The organism is Endozoicomonas sp. ALD068 (assembly GCF_049310145.1).
In the GTDB taxonomy this organism is placed as follows: domain Bacteria; phylum Pseudomonadota; class Gammaproteobacteria; order Pseudomonadales; family Endozoicomonadaceae; genus Endozoicomonas_A.
Genome location: NZ_JBLYNU010000004.1, coordinates 5,306,796 through 5,328,164, shown reverse-complemented (window position 1 = coordinate 5,328,164; position 21,369 = coordinate 5,306,796). Strand labels below are relative to the sequence as shown.

The following is a 21,369-nucleotide window of genomic DNA, read 5'->3' as shown; positions in this document are numbered from 1 at the left end:
TTATCCTTGAATACTGACCTGTGACGGTTCGAGAATAAAGCGGGTAAATGCAGCCAGGTCTTCAAATACTGGTACATTATGGAGGCCTTCCCCTTTATTCATCGTTCTGACACCCTTGCCGGTTTTCACCAGAGCTACATTGCACCCCATTGCCTGCCCTGCCTGAAGGTCTCTGAGAGAATCCCCGACCACCCAGGCAGATGATGCGGGTATGTTCAGGGCTTCTTCGATCTGTTCAATCATGCCAGGCAAAGGCTTTCTGCAGCGACATTGATCGTCAGGGCCATGGGGGCAGTATCGAATACAATCTATCTTGCCTCCTTCCAAGGCTAACAGATCCAGCATTTTCTGATGCATGGCCTCAAGGGTTTCTTGAGTAAAGTAACCTCTGGCAAGGCCTGACTGGTTGGTTGCAATGGCAATGGAATACCCTGCCCTGCTCAGTCTGGCGATGGCTTCAATACTGCCTGGTAGAGGAATCCACTCAGCCACCGAACGAATGTAGTGATCGGAGTCTTTATTGATGACTCCGTCGCGGTCAAGAATGATCAGTTTACTCATAATTTCAGTCAGCAGGCTTCATACCTGAAAAACTTTTCCAAAAGATAGAAAAAGTGCGGCATAAATGCCGCACTCCACTTTATCAAGCTTTAGTCAGAATTTCTGCAACAAAGGCAGTCCCGAGTGCAACCTACAGTAATGAAATATCCGCAACGTGTAAGAAAAGGCTGCGTAATTGTTTCAAAAGAGCATAGCGGTTCAAACGAACCTGCTGATCTTCAGCATTGACCAATACTTCATCAAAGAAGCGGTCTACAGAGTCCTTCAGTGGCGCCAGACTTTCCATAGCGACTGTGTATTGTCTCTGTTCCAGAATCGGTGCAGCTTTTTCTTTACTGTCGGCCAGCGCTGTGGCCAGAGCCTTTTCTGCGGCTTCTGTCATCAGTGCAGGGTCAACGGAGTCAGGAATGACCAGATCTCCGGCTTTTGCCAGAATGTTGGAAACACGCTTGTTGGCTGCAGAAAGGGTTTCGGCTTCGACCATCTGACTAAAGCGATGCACTGCCTTGACACGTTGATCAAAGTCGAAGGGGCGGGATGGTTTCAGGGCCTTAACAGAAAGGAAGACTTCAACAGGAATCTGTTCGTCATGATACCAGGAGCGGAAACGCTCCAGCATGAAATCCAGAACAGTTTCTGCCAGCTCTTCATTATTTGCTAAAGCTTTTCCGCTGGCTGCTGGCAGCTCAACCCCTTGTGATTGATAACCTTCGACAGACTGATTAATGAGATCACGCAGGTCCAGATCCAGCTTCTTCTCAACAATAATTCGCAGGACACCCAGGGTGGCCCTTCTCAGAGCAAACGGATCTTTATTGCCTGAAGGTGGCTGATTGATGCCAAAGATGCCGGTGATGGTATCGATTTTGTCAGCAATCGCTACGGCACAACCTGTCAGGCTAGAGGGTAGCTCATCACCTGCAAAGCGTGGCATGTACTGTTCGTTCAGAGCGAGGCATACCTCTTGTGGTTCACCATCGTTTGCACCGTAGTATTGCCCCATGATGCCCTGCAGCTCCGGGAATTCCAAAACCATTTCTGAAGTCAGATCTGATTTGCAGAGTTCTCCGGCTCGGACAGCCAGCTGTTCCTGCCCACCTTCCTGTTTAGCGATAAAACCCGCCAGTTTTGCAATGCGGTCGCTCTTATCGAACAGCGATCCCAGCTGTGCCTGGAAAACGATGGGTTTCAGGGTCTCCCTGCGTGCTTCAAGCGTGTTTTTTTTGTCTGTATCAAAGAAAAATTTGGCATCTGCGAGGCGAGGTCTTATTACCCGTTCGTTACCGGATACTACGTGTTCAGGCTTCAGGCTCTCGATATTTGCAATGGTTATAAAATGGGGAAGCAATGTTCCTTCCCGAGATAGCTCTTTTGACAGGACGTGGAAATACTTCTGATGCTCCTTCATGGAAGAAATCAGGGCTTCAGCAGGGACTTCCAGGAATTCTTCATCAAAACGACCGGACAGAGCCACAGGCCACTCATTCAAAGCGGTCACTTCATCCAGAAGGTCTTCATCGATAACCGCTTCGCCACCTAATCCGGCAGCCAGCTCCGTTACCTGTGTTTTAATGAGACTGCGTCTTTCTTCAAAGAGAGCCATCACCTTACCCTGCTCTTTCAGAAGGTTCTGATAATCGGCAGGCTGGTTAATGGTCAGAGGCTGGTTCCCATGGAATCGGTGGCCTCGAGTCTGGTTACCTGATTTCAGGCCCAGAATTTCGCAATTGACTACCTCTCCACCCATCAGCATGACTAACCAGTGGACAGGGCGAACAAACTCGGTGCGCTGCGCACCCCAGCGCATTCTCCTGGGAATAGGCAGTTCATTGAGAGACTGACTGACCATGTCTGGCAGCAGTTGAGTGGTGTCGGAACCTTGCTGAACCCCACGATAGACAAGCCAGGCACCTTTATCGGTTTCCAGCCTCTCCAGCTGGTCGACAGACACTCCATTAGAACGGGCAAAACCCTCGGCTGCTTTAGTGGCCTTGCCTTCTGCGTTGAAGGCGGCTTTTATAGCAGGGCCGCGGCGCTCAAGCTGCTGATCAGGCTGAGCCGTTTCCAGCCCTTTTATCAGCAAAGCCAGACGACGAGGTGCGGCAAAGGCTTCATAACTGTCAAAAGACAGCTGAGCACTCTTCAGGCGATCAACAATGCCGCGAGTGAAAGCATTGGAAAGGCTTTTAAGCGCTTTTGGAGGCAGCTCTTCTGTTCCCAGCTCGACCAGGAAATCTTTCTGACTCATTACTTCTTCTCCTGTGTCTTGCTGTCTTTCAGACTGGCCAGAACTTCTGAGCGGATATCCTCACTGGCCAGCGGGAAGCCGAGGTTATGGCGAGCGTCAAAGTAGGCTTTGGCTACAGCTCTGGCGAGCGTTCTGACTCGCAGAATAAAGCGTTGACGCTCTGTCACCGAGATGGCGTGGCGGGCGTCCAGAAGGTTGAATGTATGGGAAGCTTTCAAGACGTACTCATAGGCAGGCAGAGGCAGGCCAGCTTCGACCAGACGTCTTGATTCACCTTCATAAAAATCGAACTGATGGAACAGTTCCTGAGTGTCAGCATGTTCAAAGTTGAAAGTAGACATCTCTACTTCCTGCTGATGGAAGACGTCGCCATAAGATACTGTGCCCTGTGGGCCTCCAGTCCAAACCAGATCGTAGACGTTATCAACACCCTGAATGTACATGGCCAGACGCTCAAGACCGTAGGTGATCTCACCAGTCACCGGATAGCACTCAATACCACCCACTTGCTGGAAGTAGGTGAACTGTGTGACTTCCATGCCATTCATCCAAACCTCCCAGCCCAGACCCCAGGCGCCCAGTGTGGGGGATTCCCAGTTGTCCTCTACAAAGCGAAGGTCATGCACCAGTGGATCAATGCCCAGCTCTCTCAGGGAGTCCAGGTAAAGTTCCTGAATGTTATCCGGAGAAGGTTTCATTACCACCTGAAACTGATAGTAGTGCTGAAGACGGTTTGGGTTCTCACCATAACGACCATCTGTTGGACGACGGCTGGGCTGCACATAGGCAGAATTCCAGTTTTCCGGACCGATAGCGCGAAGGAACGTCGCTGGATGGAAGGTGCCTGCACCCACTTCCATGTCCAGCGGCTGCATAATGACACAGCCCTGGCGAGCCCAGAACTGCTGAAGGGCCAAAATAAGGCCCTGGAATGTCTTGATATCAGGCGTGCTTTGAGAAGTCACAGTACTACCTCATGGAGGCTCAAATTAGGCTTTAATTTTCTGGAAACAGCAGCGGATTATAACGTTTTGGCTCTGGAGCGGATACCGTTGTATCCCTCTGGAAATGAGGTCGTTGTGAATAAGAGGGTAATAATATCCGGAAAACTCCACGGGACAGGATCATGGAGTTCTGAAGAAAATGTGGATAAGCTGTTAGCTGTTGTGAATAACTTTTCCCGTCTCAGTATTTCCAGAATGTGGGTGTGAATAGTACCAGCAGTGTGAAGATTTCCAGACGACCCAGCAGCATGGCAAAACAGAGAATCCATTTCGCGGTATCAGGAAGCGTGCTGTAGTTTTCGGCGGCTTCTCCCAGGGCGGGGCCCAGGTTATTCATGCTGGAAGCGACGGTAGAAAAAGCGGTAGTCAAATCAACACCCGTTGCCATCACAGCCAGTATCATAACGGCAAACAGGAATACATAGGCGGCAAAGAACCCCCAGACCGCCTCACCGACTCGGCTGTGAACAGCCTTGCCACCGAGTTTGATGGAGTAAACGGCGTTAGGATGAACCAGACGACGAAGTTCTCTTACACCCTGTTTGAAGATCAGCAGTACACGAATCACCTTAATCCCTCCTGCCGTCGAGCCTGCACATCCCCCGATAAAACTGGTCATAAAGAGAAGAAGTGGCAGGAATGTTGGCCAGGCTGAGAAACCGCTGGTGGCATAACCGGTCGTCGTGGCAGCAGAAACCACCTCAAAAATACCGTAATCGAGGGAGTCTGCCAGATCATAAGTGGCAGAGAAGTAGAGCCCTGCCACTGTAATCAATGAAACCACCAGAAGGATCAGCAGGTAAGTGCGAAACTCAGGGTCTTTCCAGTAATGGTAAGTAGATTTATTGCGCCAGGCGAAAAAGTGGAGGGCAAAGTTAATACCGGCTACCAGCATAAAGAAAGTAGCCGTGGCATTAATCAGTGGTGATTCAAAATAGCCAATACTGGCATCGTGGGTTGAGAATCCACCAATGGCTATGGTCGAAAAGCTATGGCTCACAGCATCAAAAAGGTTCATACCTGCCAGCCAGTAACCCAGGGCACACACTGCCGTTAATGTCACGTAGAGCAGCCAGAGTGCTTTCGCGGTTTCTTTAATTCGGGGCGTCAGCTTGTTGTCCTTTATAGGTCCCGGCGTTTCTGTCCGATAAAGCTGCATCCCTCCGACGCCCAGCATAGGCATGATAGCGACAGCCAGAACAATGATCCCCATGCCTCCCAGCCACTGCAGTTGCTGGCGATAAAAGAGGATCGATTTGGGCAGGTGATCGATGCCCGTCAGTATCGTAGCGCCAGTGGTGGTCAGGCCCGACATGGACTCGAATAGGGCATCAGTGACGCTGAGTCCCGGGTCTGTCATTAATAAAAGTGGCAGGGAACCCATGCCTCCCAGGACCACCCAGAAAAGAACAGTGATAATAAAGCCGTCACGGGGGCGAAGGTCCGATTTAATTTTTCTGAAGGGAAACCAAAATAAGAAACCGATAAGAAAAGTCAGAAAAAAAGTATATAAAAACAGTGAAATTTCAGATTCCCCATAGATCATCGCCACTGCCAGAGGTGGAAGACTGGAGAAGCTGAATAGCATCAAGAGAATACCCAGGACGGGCAAAACGACAGAAAACTGCATAAGACCCTGTTTTTCTAGTTATACAGACAACGGCCATGCCGTCTGATTCAATTATCAATAAGTACACAAGACTGGTACCACCCCATCGGACCCCCCAGATGCGGTAATACCTCCTAGGAGCCTGACCGAGAATAGACTGCCCTACTGCGGCGGCAGCAAATTGGTCTGAAAATCCGCTTTTGTTCGTCAAATAGCTCGCTATTCTCCTCACAAAACCGAATTTTCATACTCAATTTTCTGCCGTCCTCGCTACGGGCGCTATTCTCGGTCAGGCTCCTAGTCATGGGTGTCATTTTTCAAGTCTGGTAAAAAATAAACCGCTGACTCTAATGTCGAAATGTATCGTTTAAAAGAACCCCAGTCCAACCTGAAAGAGTTGTTCTACTTCGTGAATACGTTTCTTGTTGGTCAGGAACAGAATGATATGATCCCCGGACTCTATACGAGTAGTGTCGTGCGCAATCAACACTTCATCGTTTCTGACTATGGCTCCGATGGTTGTTCCGGGGGGCAGCACGACCTGTTGAACCGTTTTACCGACGACTCTGGATGAATTTTCATCGCCATGGGCAATGGCTTCAATGGCTTCTGCTGCACCACGACGAAGTGAGTGAACATTGACAACGTCCCCTCTTCGTACGTGTTTAAGAAGACTGCCGATGGTGGCCTGCTGTGGAGAAATCGCAATATCTATCTCGCCGCCCTGGACCAGATCAACGTAGGCAGGGTTATTGATCAGGGCCATGACTTTTCGGGCGCCCAGTCGTTTAGCCAGCATAGCGGCCATGACGTTGGCTTCATCATCGTTGGTCAGGGCACAAAAGACATCCGTCTCTTCGATGTTTTCAGAAATCAGCAGCTCTTTATCGGATGCATTGCCATTGAAAACCATGGCTTTGATCAGCGTCTCAGACAGGAACTGACAGCGCTCCATATTCTGCTCAATGATTTTTACCTTGAAATCATTTTCAGCCGACTGAGCAAGGCGCAAACCAATGTTACCGCCACCGGCAATGATGATGCGTTTGTAATCATCATCCAGCCTCTGCAGTTCACTCATGACAGCCCGGATATGACAGCGGTCGGCGATGAAGAATACTTCATCGTCGGCCTCGATCACTGTGGTCCCCTTGGGCATGATGGCCTTGCCACGGCGGAAAATTGCAGCCACACGGGTGTCAACGTTGGGCATATGTTCACGCAGGTAGCGCAACTCCTGCCCGACCAATGGACCGCCATAATAGGCTCTCATGGCCACCAGCTGGGCACGGCCATCGGCAAAGTCGAGAACCTGAAGAGCACCGGGACGTTCAAGAAGGCGTCGAATGTAGTTGGTCACCACCTGCTCGGGGCTGATCAATACGTCGATGGGCATAGCATCATCGCCAAACAGTTTATCCCTGTTCAGATAAGCCGCCTGACGAATACGGGCAATCTTGGAAGGTGTGTGAAACAGGGTATAGGCAATCTGGCAGGCCACCATGTTCACTTCATCGCTGTTGGTTACCGCCACCAGCATGTCAGCATCATCAGCACCGGCCTGTTTGAGTACAGAGGGGAAGGAGGCCATACCCTGAATAGTCCGGATATCAATACGATCCTGCAACTCTCTGAGAAGCTCTCCGTTGGCATCCACTACCGTGATGTCGTTCTCTTCACTGGCCAGGTTTTCAGCCAGGGTTCCGCCTACTTGTCCGGCACCGAGAATGATGATTTTCATAGACTTTCCTGATGGCTTTTTATTGGCTGAAGGCTGTTTGTCTGCTCAGAGTGCTCAATGGTTTCGTCAGAATCATGGTCCACTTTTTTCAGCAGGCTGTAGAAAAAACCGTCACCTGAACCGGGCAGAATCTGTCGGCCAAAGCCGGTATCCAGTCCCCATTCTCCTGGAAAGGGTTGCAGTACGGCGTCTTCCTGATGTTCGAGGAAGGCGGCAATCTGTTTGCTGTTTTCAGCAGGCATGATGGAACAGGTTGCGTAGAGCAGTGTGCCACCGGGCTTGAGCAACGACCACATGGTATTAAGAATCTTGCCTTGAAGCTCAGCCAATGCATCAATGTCTTCGGGTTTGCGAAGCAGTTTAATATCCGGATGGCGGCGGATGACACCGGTTGCCGAGCAGGGGGCGTCCAGCAGAATATGATCGTAACTCTGTCCATCCCACCACTGCTCGGGCTGAGCACCATCACCTGTCATGAGTCGGGCCTTCAGGCCAATACGATCCAGATTTTCCTGCACACGAGCCAGTCGCTTCTCATCTATATCCAGAGCATCGAGTTCAATGCCCGGGAACATTTCCAGCAGCTGGCAGGTTTTGCCTCCCGGAGCACAGCAGGCATCGAGAACCTTGTCACCTTTTTTGACAGGCAACAGGTTTCCGGAAAGCTGAGCAGATTCATCCTGAACACTGACCACACCGTCCGAAAAGCCGGGCAGCTGATCCACCGGGAGAGCCCGCGTCAGGGTTATTGCCTGGGGAGACACCCGAGAAGACGAAGCCTGAATGCAGTCATCCAGTAATTTTTTCAGGTATCGATCACGCTTTAAATGCCGCTCATTGACCCGCAAGGTCATAGGTGGAGACTGATTATTGGCCCGGGTGATATCCTGCCAGTGCCCGGGCCAGGCATTGCGGATTTTGCCGACCAGCCATTGGGGGTGAGCTGTAAGACAAATGTCGTTGGATTCAGCCAGTGCATTGAGCGCTTCTTCCTGACGCTGTGCAGAGCGCAGAACACCATTCACAAGACCTCGGGCCCAGGCTTTACCCATCATGCGGGTGACCTGAACGGTCTCCCCAATAGCGGCGTGTGCCGGAATGCGGGTGTAGAACAACTGGTAGAGCCCTACCAGAATCAGACTGTGAATCGTCTGCTCTTTTGCTTTCAGCGGTTTGTCCATCAGGGTGCTGAGCCAGCTATCCAGTCGAAAATAGTAACGCAGTGTGCCGTAAGAGAGCTCTGCCAGAAGCGGTTGGTCTTTCTTGCGCAGGGCTTGCTGATATTCAGGTAATACCTGGCTCAGGGATTCACCGGAAACAACGCGGCTGATTACTTTGGCTGCCGCCAGTCGAACGGAAGATTGCTTGGCCATCAGTTGAATTTTTTCCCGGGTACAAACATATCCCTGCGGCTGTTGAGCAGGTCCTGCACTGGCATGGCACGGCTGCCAGACAATTGCACGTTAGTGAGACGCAGTATGCCTTCTTCAGTAGCAATATCCAGGCCTGATTTGTCAGCCTTGATCAGGGTGCCGGGTGCCAAATCATGGTTTCCTGTAACAGGCTTTGCCTCCCAGACCCGAATGGCATTACCTTCCAGCTCTGTTGTCGCCACTGGCCAAGGGTTGAATGCCCGTATCATACAATCAAGATCAGTTGCTGATCTGTTCCATTGAATACGGGCTTCCTCCTTGCTCATTTTATGGGCGTAACAAGCATTACCATCATCCTGCTTTTCTGCACGGATAGTGCCTTGAGCAATAGCATTGACGGCTTCAATCAGAGCCGGCTGCCCTACTTCGATCAGACGGTCATGCAAATCGGAAGATGTGTCTGTTGTGTGAATCGGACAGCGGGCTTTAACCAGCATATCGCCAGTATCCAGACCTTCATCCATCTGCATGATGGTGACACCGGACTCTTCATCACCCGCAGCAATAGCCCGTTGAATAGGAGCTGCTCCACGCCAGCGTGGCAGAATTGATCCATGCACATTGATGCAACCAAAGGTTGGAATCTCCAGAACACTTTTCGGAAGTATCAAACCATAGGCCACTACAATCATCAGATCGGGTTTGAGCGCAGCGAGTTGTTCCCGGGCTGCGTCATCTTTTTTCAGAGATTGTGGCTGAAACACCGGGATGTCATGTTGCAACGCCAGCGCTTTCACCGGGCTGGGCTTGAGTTTTCTGCCTCGTCCCGCCGGTCTGTCGGGCTGGGTGTATACGGCAATGACTTCATGCTGACTGTCCAGAACCGCCTGAAGGTGGGCGCTGGCAAAATCCGGAGTACCGGCAAAGACAATACGAAGACTTTTCATTAGGTTTTCTAAAGGCTCGACAGAACGATTGGGATGGCGGCGATGATAGATAAAGTAAGGGCCTGAGTAAAATCTGAGTCCCCCGGAGCGGCTTTTCCTGCATTATCCGGGAGATCATCAGAGTCATTAAGCTGTGGCAAGGCGCTTGTTCTTCACCAGCTTTTTGCGAATACGTTCTTGCTTCAGTCGGGACAGATAGTCCACAAACAGTTTGCCATTCAGGTGATCCAGCTCATGCTGTACGCAGACAGCAGCCAGACCATCCAGGTCTTTTGAGTACTCGTTTCCGTCTCTGTCCAGTGCGGTCAGACGAATCTCAGCCGGGCGATCCAGCAGCTCGAAGAATCCCGGGATGGACAGGCAGCCTTCAGACAGATCCGTCAACTCTTCGGTCAGAGGTTCGAATGTTGGATTGATCAGAACCATTGGTTCGTTGCCATCATCGGAAAAGTCCATCACCACTATGCGCAGATGAATATCGACCTGAGTGGCTGCCAGACCAACGCCTTTGGATTGGTACATAGTTTCCAGCATGTCATCGACGATTTTACGAATATCGTCGTTTACCTCGGCCACGGGCTCAGCAATAGTGCGAAGTCTTTCGTCAGGGTATTGAAGGATTTCCAGAAGCGCCATGGGGATTCTCAAGCTGTTTCATTAAATTAAAAAGTAATTTTAAATTTCTTTTAGGTATATAGGTAGTTTTAAGTGCGAATGTTCCATTTTTTAAGTGCTTATTGACGGATAGGCGATGAACTTAAGGAGGAGCTATCTGTGTTTTGAGCGCCGTTATCAGGAGAAATGATTAGATGACTGCGGGCTTAGCAGGAGTGTGGCATCGGAGTGTGATTTCCATGACCGTGCCAGGAGGCTGGTAATCAGTCAGATATCGGCAAGCAATGTTAAATTCCGGTGCTCAGGGCTTTTGCCACCAGGTGCTGAAGCTGGTGGTGTATTCCGGCAGTTGCTCAGGCCAGCCAAATTTGTCCCAGTGAGCCACCCTCATGTAAGTGGAGTGCCACTTCGGGATGCCATAGTAGTTCCACAGTAGCACCCGGTCCAGTGAGCGTGTCAGGGTTTGGAGTTCTTGTTGTGAATTCACTTCAGTCAGTTTCTGAAGGAGTTGATCTACGACCGGATGGTCAATGCCGGCAAAATTTCTGGAGCTGTTGTCATGGGCCCGGCTTGAATGGAAATAATCGAACAGTTCCAGGCCTGGCGAGAGTGTCTGCGGCAGTAATTGTGCAATCATATCAAAGTCCCGGGATCGCATTCTGGCGTAATACTGGCTGGAGTCCATGACCGTGTATTTCATGGTGATTCCTATGGACTCGAGGTTTTTCTTGAAAGGCAAGAGATAGCGGTCAGTAGCGTGAGTGGTTTCAATAAACTCAAAAACAAAAGGTTGTTGAGTGATGTTGTTGATCAGCTGATTGTTTTTCAAGGTCCAGCCTGCCTCTTTCAATAAGGAAAGGGCTTTCCTCTTTTGTGTTCTTAGCTGTCCATCTCCTGACGTTATGGGAAGGAGAAATGCCTGACTGACAATCGGGTTCGGTAATGAAGGAGTTAATGACGCTAGTAGCTTCTGCTCTGCGGGGGTTGGCTTATCAATAGCTCCCAGAGAACTGTTGGGAAAGTAGCTGTGAGAACGACGGTAGGCATTATGAAAGATCACCCGGTTCGTCCATTCATAATCAAACATCAGGGTAATGGCCTGGCGAACCCGTATATCCCTGAATAATGGACGACGGGTATTGAAAAAGAAAAAGCTGCTGCCATAAGCCATCTGATGGGGAATGGTTCGTTTTTTTATACGCCCGTCGATGACAGCGGGGAAGTCGTAGGCGAACTGCCAGTTCTTGGCGACGACTTCAAGATGCAGATCGTGTCCATCGGATTTAAAGGCTTCCAGGGCTACCTGAAAATCGCGATAGAAATGTATGTTCACTGTGTCGAAATTATATTTTCCCTTGTTAACGGGTAAGTCCCTGCCCCAGTAATCCTCGACCCTTGAGAACACAATCAGCTTGCCGGGTTCCACATGACTGACTCTGTAGGGGCCGCTGTTTAGAGGTGGAGTGAGGGTTGATTTATCGATGGCCCTGTTCTTCCAGAAGTGGGCTGGCAGAACGGGAAGCTCCGCTGCGTGGAATAACTGTTGGCGGGAACCCGACTGTTTAAAGTTAAAGCGGACTTTTCTCCGGCCCAGTGCCTCCACCGAAGCAATGGAGTCCAGCTGCATTTTGTATCGGGGGCTTCCTTTTTCACTGAGGGCTTTGAATGAAAAGATGACATCTTCCGAGGTGATCTCATGCCCGTCATGGAAACGGGCTTCGGAGCGAAATAAGATGCAATCATGTGATTTTCAAATATATATCACATTCGAATTAATGGTTGGCACGACTTATTAACTTTTTGAAATCGGAATGTTATCGATGGAGTGGTGAAAATTGGGGCAAAAAAGGAACTTTTTCAATTTAAAGCTATCTAAATAAATATTAATTCAAGGGAATGTAATTATGAATCCATCAAGCCGTATTTCACAATATTTGTCGTGTTTGCCAATATCGTGTCTAAGCTCCAACTCTCAGACCAGTCAAGCAACCACAGCTGGACATGGCAATGCATACTGGGAAGGAAGGAAAGTCGATCAAATGGTCCCATTGCAGGTGTGTAGTTATACATCACTATCTTTAAAAGCCCTGGAATGTCAGGATGATACTAATCTCTTCATTCCCACCATTTGGGATCGAGCCAAAAGTGGTGACAATCTTGATATCTTAAGTGATGAGCCAACAAAACTAGTACGCTTTGACTCTGGATCGAGTACAGATATTGCCATGTCGGATACCGGCTTTTCAAAAGGCATTCATATTCTGGACATTGAATGGCCGACATTGAGGCGAGGCTCTCATCCGGTGATTGGGGTTGCACTGGAAGGAACTCCTAAGCATGGAAAAGCTTACACAAACCTTCTTGGTAGCACGGAGTCCTCATGGGGCTGGAACATAGAAAACAACAAACTGATTCATAATGGCCAAACGATAGGCAATTACCCCAAAGACGAATCAAACAGTACATTTAATGCGCCTGAAAAGATAAGTTGCATAATAGATATGAATGCTGGAACGATAGGCTTCAAAACCAACGGGAAATATTTGGGAGATGCGTTTTCGGGGCTAAAACATAAAACCGTTTTTCTGGCTGTGAACGTTGTCAGGTCATACGCAACAATCTCTGTCAAATATATCAAAGGCTCAAATACCCCCCTTTCGCTACAAGAACTGTCAAAGTTGTCAGTCAGAAGTCGGGTTCAATTTGAAGAGCAGATTGCCCACCTTCCTACCGCTCCACCATTAAAGAGATTCATTGCTGATAAAGAAATGACAGACGACGTTGAGGGTAACGATAGCAATAGTAGCCAGTAAAGCATATAACCTTTGCTGGCTGCTTTAACAGGTATTTTCATTACTTTATTTTCGACTAATTGAAGTCCCCTGCCGACAGTTTCAAGCCCTGCTATTCCTCAGGCAACCAGCCATCTTTCATCACTTGCTCATAGGTCCATGAGCATTCTTTTGGAAAAGTTCTGGTGGGGAGGCCGGTTTGCTTAACCGCCAGTACAACCGCCCTTTTATAGGCCTTGCTGAAAAGTTCAGGTACTTTCAGCCCCAGACTTGGATTCTCCTCAAGCAGTTCTTCAACATCCTCCCTGTGGAGAATAATGGAGTCCTGCCAGCTTCTTGATCGACGCTCTGGTAGAAACTGCCATTTGAGGAGATGCATAAGTAGTTGCTTCAGGTGGCTGGTGAGTGACCGGGGCTCATGCCTACCCATATCGTCAACTTCCTCAATGAGATGTTCCAGATCAAGCTGGTCAAACTGACGGTTTATCAAAAGTTCTTTTTGTTGTTTGACCCATTGGTAATAATCAGTTTTATAAAGGTTTTCCATATATCACCTCCCTAGCTGCCTTCCAGCCTTCCTAATGTAGGCAAAAATCACTGCTTTGGATAGTTACCTGATTTGCTCTGAAGTACAGAAAGGCCGTTGCCGGTCGAGAACAATAGTGACTCAGATTTGTCCCTGAGCTTTTGTTTTATCGGCTATGGGTGCAGTGGAATAAAAAAGATAAGTCACAATTTTGTGGGCAGATTTTCTTCATATTGAAGGGTTTGATTGCCCGATGACAGGACCCGTTGATAAACTGCTGGAATAAAACCAACAACAAGTGCAAGGGATCGGTAACCAATGAGAAGCATAGTACTGGGCGTTCTTCTGCTCTGCCTGTCGTCATCAGGGATAGCTTACGAGAGTCCGATCAAGTCAGATTCTCCCCGGGATTACATGGTAAAAAAAGGGGATACGCTGTGGGAAATTTCCAACCGCTTTCTGAAAAGTCCCTGGCTATGGCCTGAAATCTGGCACGCAAACCCCCAGATTCATAACCCTCATCTTATCTTCCCCGGTGATCTGGTGAGCCTGGTTTACATCGATGGTCGTCCAAGGCTGACGATTGTCCGTCGTGGCGAGAGTGGCAGAACCATCAAGCTCAGCCCGAAAGTAAGAACACTGCCTGCTGAATCCGCAATTCCTGCTATCCCGCTCAGCGCAATCGATGCCTTTCTCAAGAGCAGCCGGGTATTTACCTCTAAACGGGCTTTAGAAAGTGCTCCTTATATATTTGCTTCCAGACAGGAACGAATTATAACCGGCGCGGGAGACAAGGTTTATGTCCGGGGACAAATAGGCTCTCTGGACAAGAGTCTCGACATTCTCCGAGCCGGAGACGTTCTGAAAGATCCTGACAGCGGTGAAGTACTGGGTATTATTGGCCATCAAGTGGCCGATGCTTCCCTGCAAAAAGTCGACAATGGCATTGCCAGTCTGAAAATCCAGACAAGCCAGCAGGAGGTTAGGCCTGGTGATAAAGTGGTGCCAGCAGACACCTTCAGCCTTCAAACTACCTTCTTCCCCAGAGCACCTGATGCACCGGTGGAAGGTAAAATTGTTTCTGTGGTTGATGGGGTGAAAAAAGTCGGTCAGTTCAACAGCGTTATTATCAATCGGGGTATCCGGGAAGGTTTGCGTCAGGGCGATATACTCAATGCCTACAAGAACCTGAAGGTTAAGGATCAGATCAGTGGTGAAATGGTCAATCTGCCTCCTGAAAGAGCCGGTATGATCATGATTTATCGTACTTTTGAAAAAGTGAGCTATGGTATTGTGCTGACTGCCTATGAAGAAATAGGTGTAGGAGACACTCTGAAAAGCCCCTGAGGTGCAATGACTCAGCAAATCCATGATTCCATCTGGCAGCCTTTACGCAAATGGCTGCTGCTTTCCTTTCAGCCCGGATTAGGTGCGGTTCGCTTCAATGGTCTGATCCGGGAGTTTGGTTCTGCAGACGCTATTCTGTCAGCCTCTTATCAGACATTGAGAATGGGGCTGCCGGAAAAACTGGCGGCGCAATTATCAGGGAATCCTGAGACCCCCGATATTCTTGAGCGTCTGAACCATTGTCGACTCTGGCTGGAATCCAGCCAGGCTCATCACATAATTACCCTGCAATCGCCTCAATACCCTGTTGCTCTCAAAGAGTTAAGTGACCCCCCTCCCCTGCTTTACGTGATCGGTAATATCGATCTCTTGAATGAGCCTCAGCTCGCCATTGTCGGCAGCCGCAGACCGACTCCCCAGGGGCGTCGACTCGCTCAGGAGCTGGCTAAGGAACTGTCTCGAAAAGGACTGGTTATTACCAGTGGTATGGCATTGGGGATAGATGCAGCTGCGCATCAGGGAGTGCTGGGCAGTTATGGCAGTACCATAGCGGTTCTGGGAACCGGGGTGGATGTGGTTTATCCAAGAAGCCATGGCGACCTGTATCAGGCTATAGCAATCCAGGGCGCTCTCGTGAGCGAATTTCCCCTGGGGACGACACCAAACCCCGGACATTTTCCAAGAAGAAACCGCATCATCAGTGGCTTGTCATCGGGTGTATTGGTGGTTGAGGCAGCACTGAACAGCGGATCCCTGATTTCAGCCAGACTGGCTGCCGAGCAGGGGCGCGAAGTCTTTGCTGTACCGGGTTCTGTGTTAAATCCTCTCAGCTGTGGCTGTCATAAGCTCATAAAGGAAGGGGCTGTTCTGGTTGAATCGGCTGAGGATATCCTGATTGAGTTGCAGAGCTATCTCCGGGCTTTTGTTGAACCCTCTCATAAACCTGAATCGGCCAGCTCTGACTTGTCAGGGTTACAAAGAGTCATTCTGGAAAGCATGAACGGTGAAGCCGTCAGTGTGGATCTGATCTGCCAGATATCAGGGCTCTCGTTTGACCAGGTCTCTGTCATTCTGACTGAAATGGAGCTGGAAGGTTTTATTGAGTCGGTGCCTGGTGGTTATATCCGGACGGGCTAGGAGGCCGACCGAGAATAGACTGCCCTACTGCGGCGGCAGCAAATTGGTCTGAAAATCCGCTTTTGTTCGTCAAATAGCTCGCTATTCTCCTCACAAAACCGAATTTTCATCCTCAATTTTCTGTCGTCCTCGCTACGGGCGCTATTCTCGGTCGGCCTCCTAGTTCTCAATCTGAACAAAAAACAATCATTTTCCCGACCATTGAGATTTTATTGCAAGATTTTCTAATGCTTATTCGCTCAAACGTACAAGTCTTCTTATAATCTACCCCGAATCATCCACCGACCATTACACGGCTTACAGGAGTTTGAGATGGAAGTCGGCATTATCATGGGGTCCAGGTCAGACTGGCCAACGATGAAACTGGCAGCAGAAATGCTGGATCGGTTTGGAGTCCGCTATGAAACCAGAGTGGTTTCAGCACACAGGACTCCCCAGCTGTTGGCTGATTACGCCACTGGTGCAAAAGAGCGCGGCCTCAAAGTCATCATCGCAGGCGCAGGCGGTGCGGCTCACCTGCCCGGTATGGCTGCAGCTTTCACCAGCCTGCCTGTTCTGGGTGTGCCGGTTCAGTCCAAAGCACTGAAGGGTATGGACTCATTACTGTCCATCGCCCAGATGCCCAAAGGGATTGCCGTAGGAACTCTGGCCATTGGCGAGGCAGGTGCAGCCAATGCCGGTATTCTGGCCGCTCAAATCATTGGTACCCACAACGAAGCGGTCATGGCTAAAGTAGAAGCTTTCCGTAAAGAACAAACGGACACGGTTCTGGCTAATCCCAATCCGGCTGAGGATTAATCTGATGCAGGTTTTAGTGCTGGGGGCCGGTCAGCTGGCGCGAATGATGTCATTGGCTGGCGCACCGCTGAACATTCAAATCAGTGCTTATGATGTAAGCAGCGAAACAGTGGTTCACCCACTGACTCAAATGACCACTGGTGATGACCTGGAATCGGCAATCAGGCAGGCTGATGTCGTTACCGCAGAATTTGAGCACATTCCCCTCGATATTCTGGCTATCTGCGAGAAAAGCGGTAAATTCCTGCCATCTACAGAAGCTATTGAGGCCGGTGGCGACCGCCGAATCGAGAAAAAACGGCTGGACGATGCAGGCGTTCAAAATGCCCGATACTTTGTCATTCAGTCATACGAAGACTTCCGGAAAGCCATTGAGCACGTGGGGCTGCCCATGGTGCTCAAGAGTGCTCTGGGCGGCTATGACGGTAAAGGGCAGTGGCGGTTAAAAGAGGCGGATCAGGCTGATGCCATCTGGGCAGAAATGGCCGACTGCATTGCAGCCACAGAGCATCAGGCTATTGTTGCCGAAGAGTTTGTCCCTTTTGATCGTGAAGTCTCACTGGTCGGTGCCCGAAGCGCAGATGGAACAGTTGCGGTCTACCCTCTGGCCGAGAATGTACATACCAACGGAGTGTTGAGTCTCTCTACTGCGATCACTGATCAGGCTTTGCAGGGACAGGCAAAGCAGATGTTCATTGCAGTAGCAGAGAGTCTGGACTACGTCGGAGTGCTGGCTTTGGAGTTCTTTGATGTCAATGGCTCCCTGCTGGTCAATGAAATAGCGCCAAGGGTTCACAACTCCGGGCACTGGACTCAGCAGGGAGCTGAAACCTGTCAGTTTGAAAATCATCTGCGCGCTATTTGTGCAATGCCCTTGGGCAGTACCCGTCTTATCCGTGAAACCACTATGATCAACATTTTGGGTGAAGACACGCTTCCCGATGCTGTGATAGCAATGGAGGGGGCTCATATTCACTGGTACGGCAAAGGAAAACGGCCTGGTCGCAAAATGGGCCACATCAATGTTTGTGGTGGGAGTACCGTCAGTGTGCAAAACAAGCTCTGTGAGCTGACGCAATGGCTCGATCAGGCAGCCTACCCTGCGCTGCATGAACGTGTCGGAAAGTCATCAACAGAAGCCTGAGTCAGTCCTGATCAGCTAGCGGCGTTTTTACAGCCTTGCTAAACTCCGCTACTCGCTGATCAAGTTGATGAAACGCTATGTCTAAAGTTCAGGCTGTTATCGAACAGGGGGGGGTCATAGCCTACCCTACGGAAGCGGTCTGGGGGCTCGGATGCGACCCCTGGAATCGGGAAGCTGTTTACAAAGTACTGGCTATTAAGCATCGCCCTGTTGAAAAAGGGTTGATACTGGTTGCCTCATCTCAACAACAGATTGCTCCCCTGCTTTCCAACCTGACCGAAGCACAGCTTGAAACCTTATCAGCCAGTTGGCCGGGGCCTTATACCTGGCTACTGCCTGATACTGAGCGATGGGCACCGGACTGGGTTCGTGGAAAGTTCGATACGGTCGCTGTCAGGGTCAGTGCTCACCCGGTGGTTAAAAAGCTCTGTGAACAGGCCGGGCAGCCACTGGTATCCACTTCTGCCAACCGGGCAGGAGAATCTCCTCTAATGACTGAGCAGCAGGTTCAGGAACAGATGGGAAACCTGGTATCTCTGATTGTTTCCGGTGAAACGGGCCCACAGACCGAACCTTCTGAAATTCGTGATCTTCAGACAGGACAACTGATTCGGGCCGGTTGATTCCGGCTCTGTTAAACTGCATCTCTTTTTTATCCAGCCAGCCCAGGGAGTATTATGGTGACCGATGCCCAAACCGGAAAAGCCACAAGTCCGGAAAACAGCAGCGAGCCTCTAGATGTCGAGCCTCTAGACAGCCATGAACAGGTAGAGAGGGTCAGGCGATACCTGCTGTCATTGCAGGACGCTATCTGTAACGCCCTGGAAAAAGAAGACACTGGTACTGTTTTTCGTGAAGAAACCTGGGATTACCATGGTGGTGGTGGTGGCCGTGCCCGGGTTATTGAAGATGGTTCTCTGTTTGAAAAAGGGGGAGTGAACTTCTCCCACGTAAAAGGCGATAAACTGCCCCCTTCCGCCACCGCAAAAAGACCCGAGCTGGAAGGCCGGAGTTTTCAGGCCATGGGGGTCTCTCTGGTGATTCATCCCAGGAATCCGTTTGTGCCAACGTCTCATGCCAATGTTCGTCTGTTGATTGCCGAAAAAGAGGGGGCTGATCCGGTCTGGTGGTTCGGCGGTGGCTATGACCTGACACCCTATTACGGTTTCGAAGAAGACTGCATACACTGGCATCAGGTGGCCAGATCCGCATGCGAACCTTTTGGCGGAGAGGTCTATCCCCGCTTCAAAAAATGGTGTGACGAATACTTCTTCCTGAAGCATCGGGACGAGCCCCGTGGTGTCGGCGGTCTGTTCTACGATGATCTTAACGAGTGGCCATTTGAACGCTGCTTCGAGTTTATGCAGGCGGTAGGCAACAGTTATATCGACGCTTATCTGCCCATCGTTCAGAGGCGTAAGGACACTGAATACACAGAACAGAACCGTTATTTTCAAGAGTACCGGCGCGGGCGTTATGTTGAGTTTAATCTTGTATACGACCGTGGCACACTGTTTGGTCTGCAATCCGGTGGCCGCACCGAGTCTATCCTGATGTCTCTACCGCCTGTTGTGCGCTGGGATTACAACTGGCACCCTGAAGACGGGACAGAAGAGGCCCGTTTGTATAATGAATTTCTGAAACCCAGAGACTGGGTCTGATATTTAAAGTGACACTCCCCGAGAAAAAACAATGGCCATACCTGTTGATCATTACGCTGTGATGGGAAACCCCATTGAGCACAGTAAGTCGCCCAGAATTCATGCCATGTTTGCCGAGTCTGTGGGGCACAGGCTGACTTACAACGCCCAACTGGTTCCGGTTGATGATTTTGAACAGGCCGTTAAACGCTTTTTTGAAAATGGCGGTTACCTGGGTCTGAGTGTAACGGTTCCTTTCAAGGAGCAGGCCTGGCAGCTATCAACTGTGCGAACGGCGAGGGCTCAGAAAGCCGGGGCAGTTAATACCCTCTGGCTGGATGAACAAGGTGCTCTCAACGGAGACAATACCGATGGACTCGGTCTGGTTCAGGACCTGACGGTCAACAATGGTGTTTCAATCAAAGGAGCGCGGGTGCTGGTTCTTGGGGCTGGTGGTGCGGTAAGAGGTATCCTTGAGCCGATCCTTGCACAGGAGCTGTCCGAACTGGTGATTGCCAACCGCACTGTCAGCAAGGCCGAGGCTCTGGCAGACCTGTTTCCGGAGCAACCCGTAAAAGCTTCCGGTTTTTCAGAACTGGAAGGTCATTTTGATATTATCATCAATGGAACCTCTGCCAGTTTGCATGGCGATCTGCCTCCAGTTCCACCATCAGTCATTGCTGCTTCGACCTGTTGTTATGACATGATGTATTCAGCTTCTTATACAGTATTCAACCGCTGGGCATTGGATCAGGGGGCGGGAACCGTGATTGATGGTCTGGGTATGTTGGTAGAACAGGCCGCAGAGCAGTTTGCTATCTGGAGAGGTGTCCGTCCGGAGACCATTCCTGTTCTGGAAATGCTCAGAAATGAGCTCTCTGGGGGTTAAACGACTGAGCAGCCAAACTCCGAGGCTGGCGAGATCATGAAGGTTACAGGCGATCCGTAAGCTCGAAAGAAATGACCCCCCGACGATTTTGCTAACCGTTCTATGGAGCAAGAAGTAAGGGAATTACTGGAAACCCATTACCCGAAAAAGCTGGATACCCTTGAACGCATCAAAAAACCGATGGAACCAGTTACCGGAAACTCATCACGAAGAAACGAGCGAGTGGCGAAACGAAGGGCGCCTCTGATGGTAAAAACTAATCCACGATAAAAAGCTGCTAAAAAAATACCCTGCTATCGCCATAAAGCCAGAGATGAACATTCGTAGTGCCTGATTATAAGAACCTGCAAAGCATTGCAATTTTTAAGGCAGAATCCTGTGTAGGTTCTTCCACAAGGGACTTTCAGCCCATAAGTTCATGCCCATGCCGGGCGTACCAAAAAAATAAGCACTGGGAACTAAATGGATAGACAATGATCTAACGCTACAGGTTATTTGAAAAACAGAGATAGGAGTAAGAGATATGAACGGAACCACACCACCCAACAGCCCAAATGATCAGTCAGCACGTTATCAAGAGCTGAGCGAAGAATGCCCTATTTGTTATGCACCTTTTGCCGAAAGTGAAGTCAAGGTTTTCGAACCATGCACCCATATGTTTCATGAAAGATGCCTGGCGACCTGGCTAGTGAATAATAGAACCTGTCCCATGTGCAGAAGTCTCGGGGAAAGGGAAGTACAACCAATGCCCGCCACGCCATTCTCTCAATTTAGGGGCAATAACAATTTGTATGGGGATGGTGTACATGTGGTTACGCATTCAGTTGATGAACGGCAAAATTTTTAGTTTTATAGGAGTCCTGTGGATGATTATTTCTCTCCAGATGGGGGAGTTCTCTCCAGATAGGTCTGGCAGTATATGGCTGGAAGTGCAATCTGGTGAAACATTGTGGATTAACAATGACCAAAAGAAGTCAGTTAGGTATTTCTATGGGGGC

19 protein-coding genes are annotated in these 21,369 nt (G+C 49.9%); 9 read left to right on the top strand and 10 right to left on the bottom strand.

Annotated features, from left to right (window positions below):
- The 9 genes from gmhB to ACO6V5_RS19705 all read right to left on the bottom strand — a co-directional run bounded on the left by gmhB (position 1) and on the right by ACO6V5_RS19705 (position 11,833).
- Complete coding sequence (gmhB, locus tag ACO6V5_RS19745) at positions 1 to 561, bottom strand: D-glycero-beta-D-manno-heptose 1,7-bisphosphate 7-phosphatase (RefSeq protein WP_422136079.1); 561 nt, start codon at positions 559 to 561, stop codon at positions 1 to 3.
- 130 nt (positions 562 to 691) lie between these two features.
- Positions 692 to 2,809, bottom strand: a complete 2,118-nt coding sequence (gene glyS / locus ACO6V5_RS19740) for a glycine--tRNA ligase subunit beta (RefSeq protein ID WP_422136080.1) — start codon at positions 2,807 to 2,809, stop codon at positions 692 to 694.
- Positions 2,809 to 3,774 (bottom strand): glycine--tRNA ligase subunit alpha, encoded by a 966-nt coding sequence (gene glyQ, locus ACO6V5_RS19735; RefSeq protein WP_422413029.1) that lies wholly within the window; start codon positions 3,772 to 3,774, stop codon positions 2,809 to 2,811. The genes glyS and glyQ overlap by 1 nt, the downstream gene beginning before the upstream one ends.
- 220 nt (positions 3,775 to 3,994) lie before the next feature.
- Positions 3,995 to 5,443: a TrkH family potassium uptake protein gene (locus tag ACO6V5_RS19730; protein WP_422136082.1), complete on the bottom strand. Its 1,449-nt coding sequence runs from the start codon at positions 5,441 to 5,443 to the stop codon at positions 3,995 to 3,997.
- 346 nt (positions 5,444 to 5,789) lie between these two features.
- The gene (trkA, locus tag ACO6V5_RS19725; protein ID WP_422136083.1) at positions 5,790 to 7,163 is read right to left on the bottom strand and encodes a Trk system potassium transporter TrkA; all 1,374 of its coding nucleotides are present in this window, start codon (positions 7,161 to 7,163) and stop codon (positions 5,790 to 5,792) included.
- Positions 7,160 to 8,536 carry a 16S rRNA (cytosine(967)-C(5))-methyltransferase RsmB gene (gene rsmB / locus ACO6V5_RS19720; protein ID WP_422413496.1) on the bottom strand — a complete coding sequence of 459 codons (1,377 nt, stop codon included), beginning with the start codon at positions 8,534 to 8,536 and terminating at the stop codon, positions 7,160 to 7,162. The genes trkA and rsmB overlap by 4 nt, the downstream gene beginning before the upstream one ends.
- Complete coding sequence (gene fmt / locus ACO6V5_RS19715) at positions 8,536 to 9,483, bottom strand: methionyl-tRNA formyltransferase (RefSeq protein ID WP_422136085.1); 948 nt, start codon at positions 9,481 to 9,483, stop codon at positions 8,536 to 8,538. The genes rsmB and fmt overlap by 1 nt, the downstream gene beginning before the upstream one ends.
- Before the next feature lie 126 nt (positions 9,484 to 9,609).
- On the bottom strand, positions 9,610 to 10,119 hold the full coding sequence (def, locus tag ACO6V5_RS19710) for a peptide deformylase (RefSeq protein WP_422136086.1): 510 nt from the start codon (positions 10,117 to 10,119) through the stop codon (positions 9,610 to 9,612).
- A gap of 280 nt (positions 10,120 to 10,399) precedes the next feature.
- Positions 10,400 to 11,833, bottom strand: a complete 1,434-nt coding sequence (locus ACO6V5_RS19705) for an extracellular solute-binding protein (protein ID WP_422413504.1) — start codon at positions 11,831 to 11,833, stop codon at positions 10,400 to 10,402.
- A gap of 169 nt (positions 11,834 to 12,002) precedes the next feature.
- Here ACO6V5_RS19705 and ACO6V5_RS19700 point away from each other — a divergent pair, with 169 nt between their 5' ends.
- Entirely contained in the window at positions 12,003 to 12,911 is a 909-nt protein-coding gene (locus tag ACO6V5_RS19700) for an SPRY domain-containing protein (protein WP_422413498.1), read from the top strand.
- Between the two features lie 91 nt (positions 12,912 to 13,002).
- Here ACO6V5_RS19700 and ACO6V5_RS19695 read toward each other — a convergent pair whose 3' ends face one another.
- Complete coding sequence (locus ACO6V5_RS19695) at positions 13,003 to 13,437, bottom strand: DUF29 domain-containing protein (protein WP_422413500.1); 435 nt, start codon at positions 13,435 to 13,437, stop codon at positions 13,003 to 13,005.
- Between the two features lie 297 nt (positions 13,438 to 13,734).
- Here ACO6V5_RS19695 and ACO6V5_RS19690 point away from each other — a divergent pair, with 297 nt between their 5' ends.
- The 8 genes from ACO6V5_RS19690 (at position 13,735) to ACO6V5_RS19655 (ending at position 21,218) form a co-directional block, all read left to right on the top strand.
- Positions 13,735 to 14,763, top strand: a complete 1,029-nt coding sequence (locus tag ACO6V5_RS19690) for a LysM peptidoglycan-binding domain-containing protein (protein ID WP_422136090.1) — start codon at positions 13,735 to 13,737, stop codon at positions 14,761 to 14,763.
- Positions 14,764 to 14,769: 6 nt separating this feature from the next.
- A complete protein-coding gene (gene dprA / locus ACO6V5_RS19685) occupies positions 14,770 to 15,900 on the top strand; it encodes a DNA-processing protein DprA (RefSeq protein ID WP_422413502.1) in 1,131 nt (376 codons plus the stop codon).
- A gap of 312 nt (positions 15,901 to 16,212) precedes the next feature.
- Complete coding sequence (purE, locus tag ACO6V5_RS19680) at positions 16,213 to 16,698, top strand: 5-(carboxyamino)imidazole ribonucleotide mutase (protein ID WP_317144230.1); 486 nt, start codon at positions 16,213 to 16,215, stop codon at positions 16,696 to 16,698.
- Positions 16,699 to 16,702: 4 nt separating this feature from the next.
- Positions 16,703 to 17,842, top strand: a complete 1,140-nt coding sequence (locus ACO6V5_RS19675; RefSeq protein WP_422139403.1) for a 5-(carboxyamino)imidazole ribonucleotide synthase — start codon at positions 16,703 to 16,705, stop codon at positions 17,840 to 17,842.
- A gap of 77 nt (positions 17,843 to 17,919) precedes the next feature.
- A complete protein-coding gene (locus ACO6V5_RS19670) occupies positions 17,920 to 18,465 on the top strand; it encodes an L-threonylcarbamoyladenylate synthase (RefSeq protein WP_422411734.1) in 546 nt (181 codons plus the stop codon).
- Positions 18,466 to 18,522: 57 nt separating this feature from the next.
- Positions 18,523 to 19,503 (top strand): oxygen-dependent coproporphyrinogen oxidase, encoded by a 981-nt coding sequence (gene hemF / locus ACO6V5_RS19665; RefSeq protein ID WP_422442041.1) that lies wholly within the window; start codon positions 18,523 to 18,525, stop codon positions 19,501 to 19,503.
- A gap of 31 nt (positions 19,504 to 19,534) precedes the next feature.
- Positions 19,535 to 20,371, top strand: a complete 837-nt coding sequence (aroE, locus tag ACO6V5_RS19660) for a shikimate dehydrogenase (protein ID WP_422136096.1) — start codon at positions 19,535 to 19,537, stop codon at positions 20,369 to 20,371.
- A 523-nt stretch (positions 20,372 to 20,894) separates the two neighbouring features.
- A complete protein-coding gene (locus ACO6V5_RS19655; RefSeq protein ID WP_422136097.1) occupies positions 20,895 to 21,218 on the top strand; it encodes an RING finger protein in 324 nt (107 codons plus the stop codon).
- Positions 21,219 to 21,369: the final 151 nt, after the last annotated feature.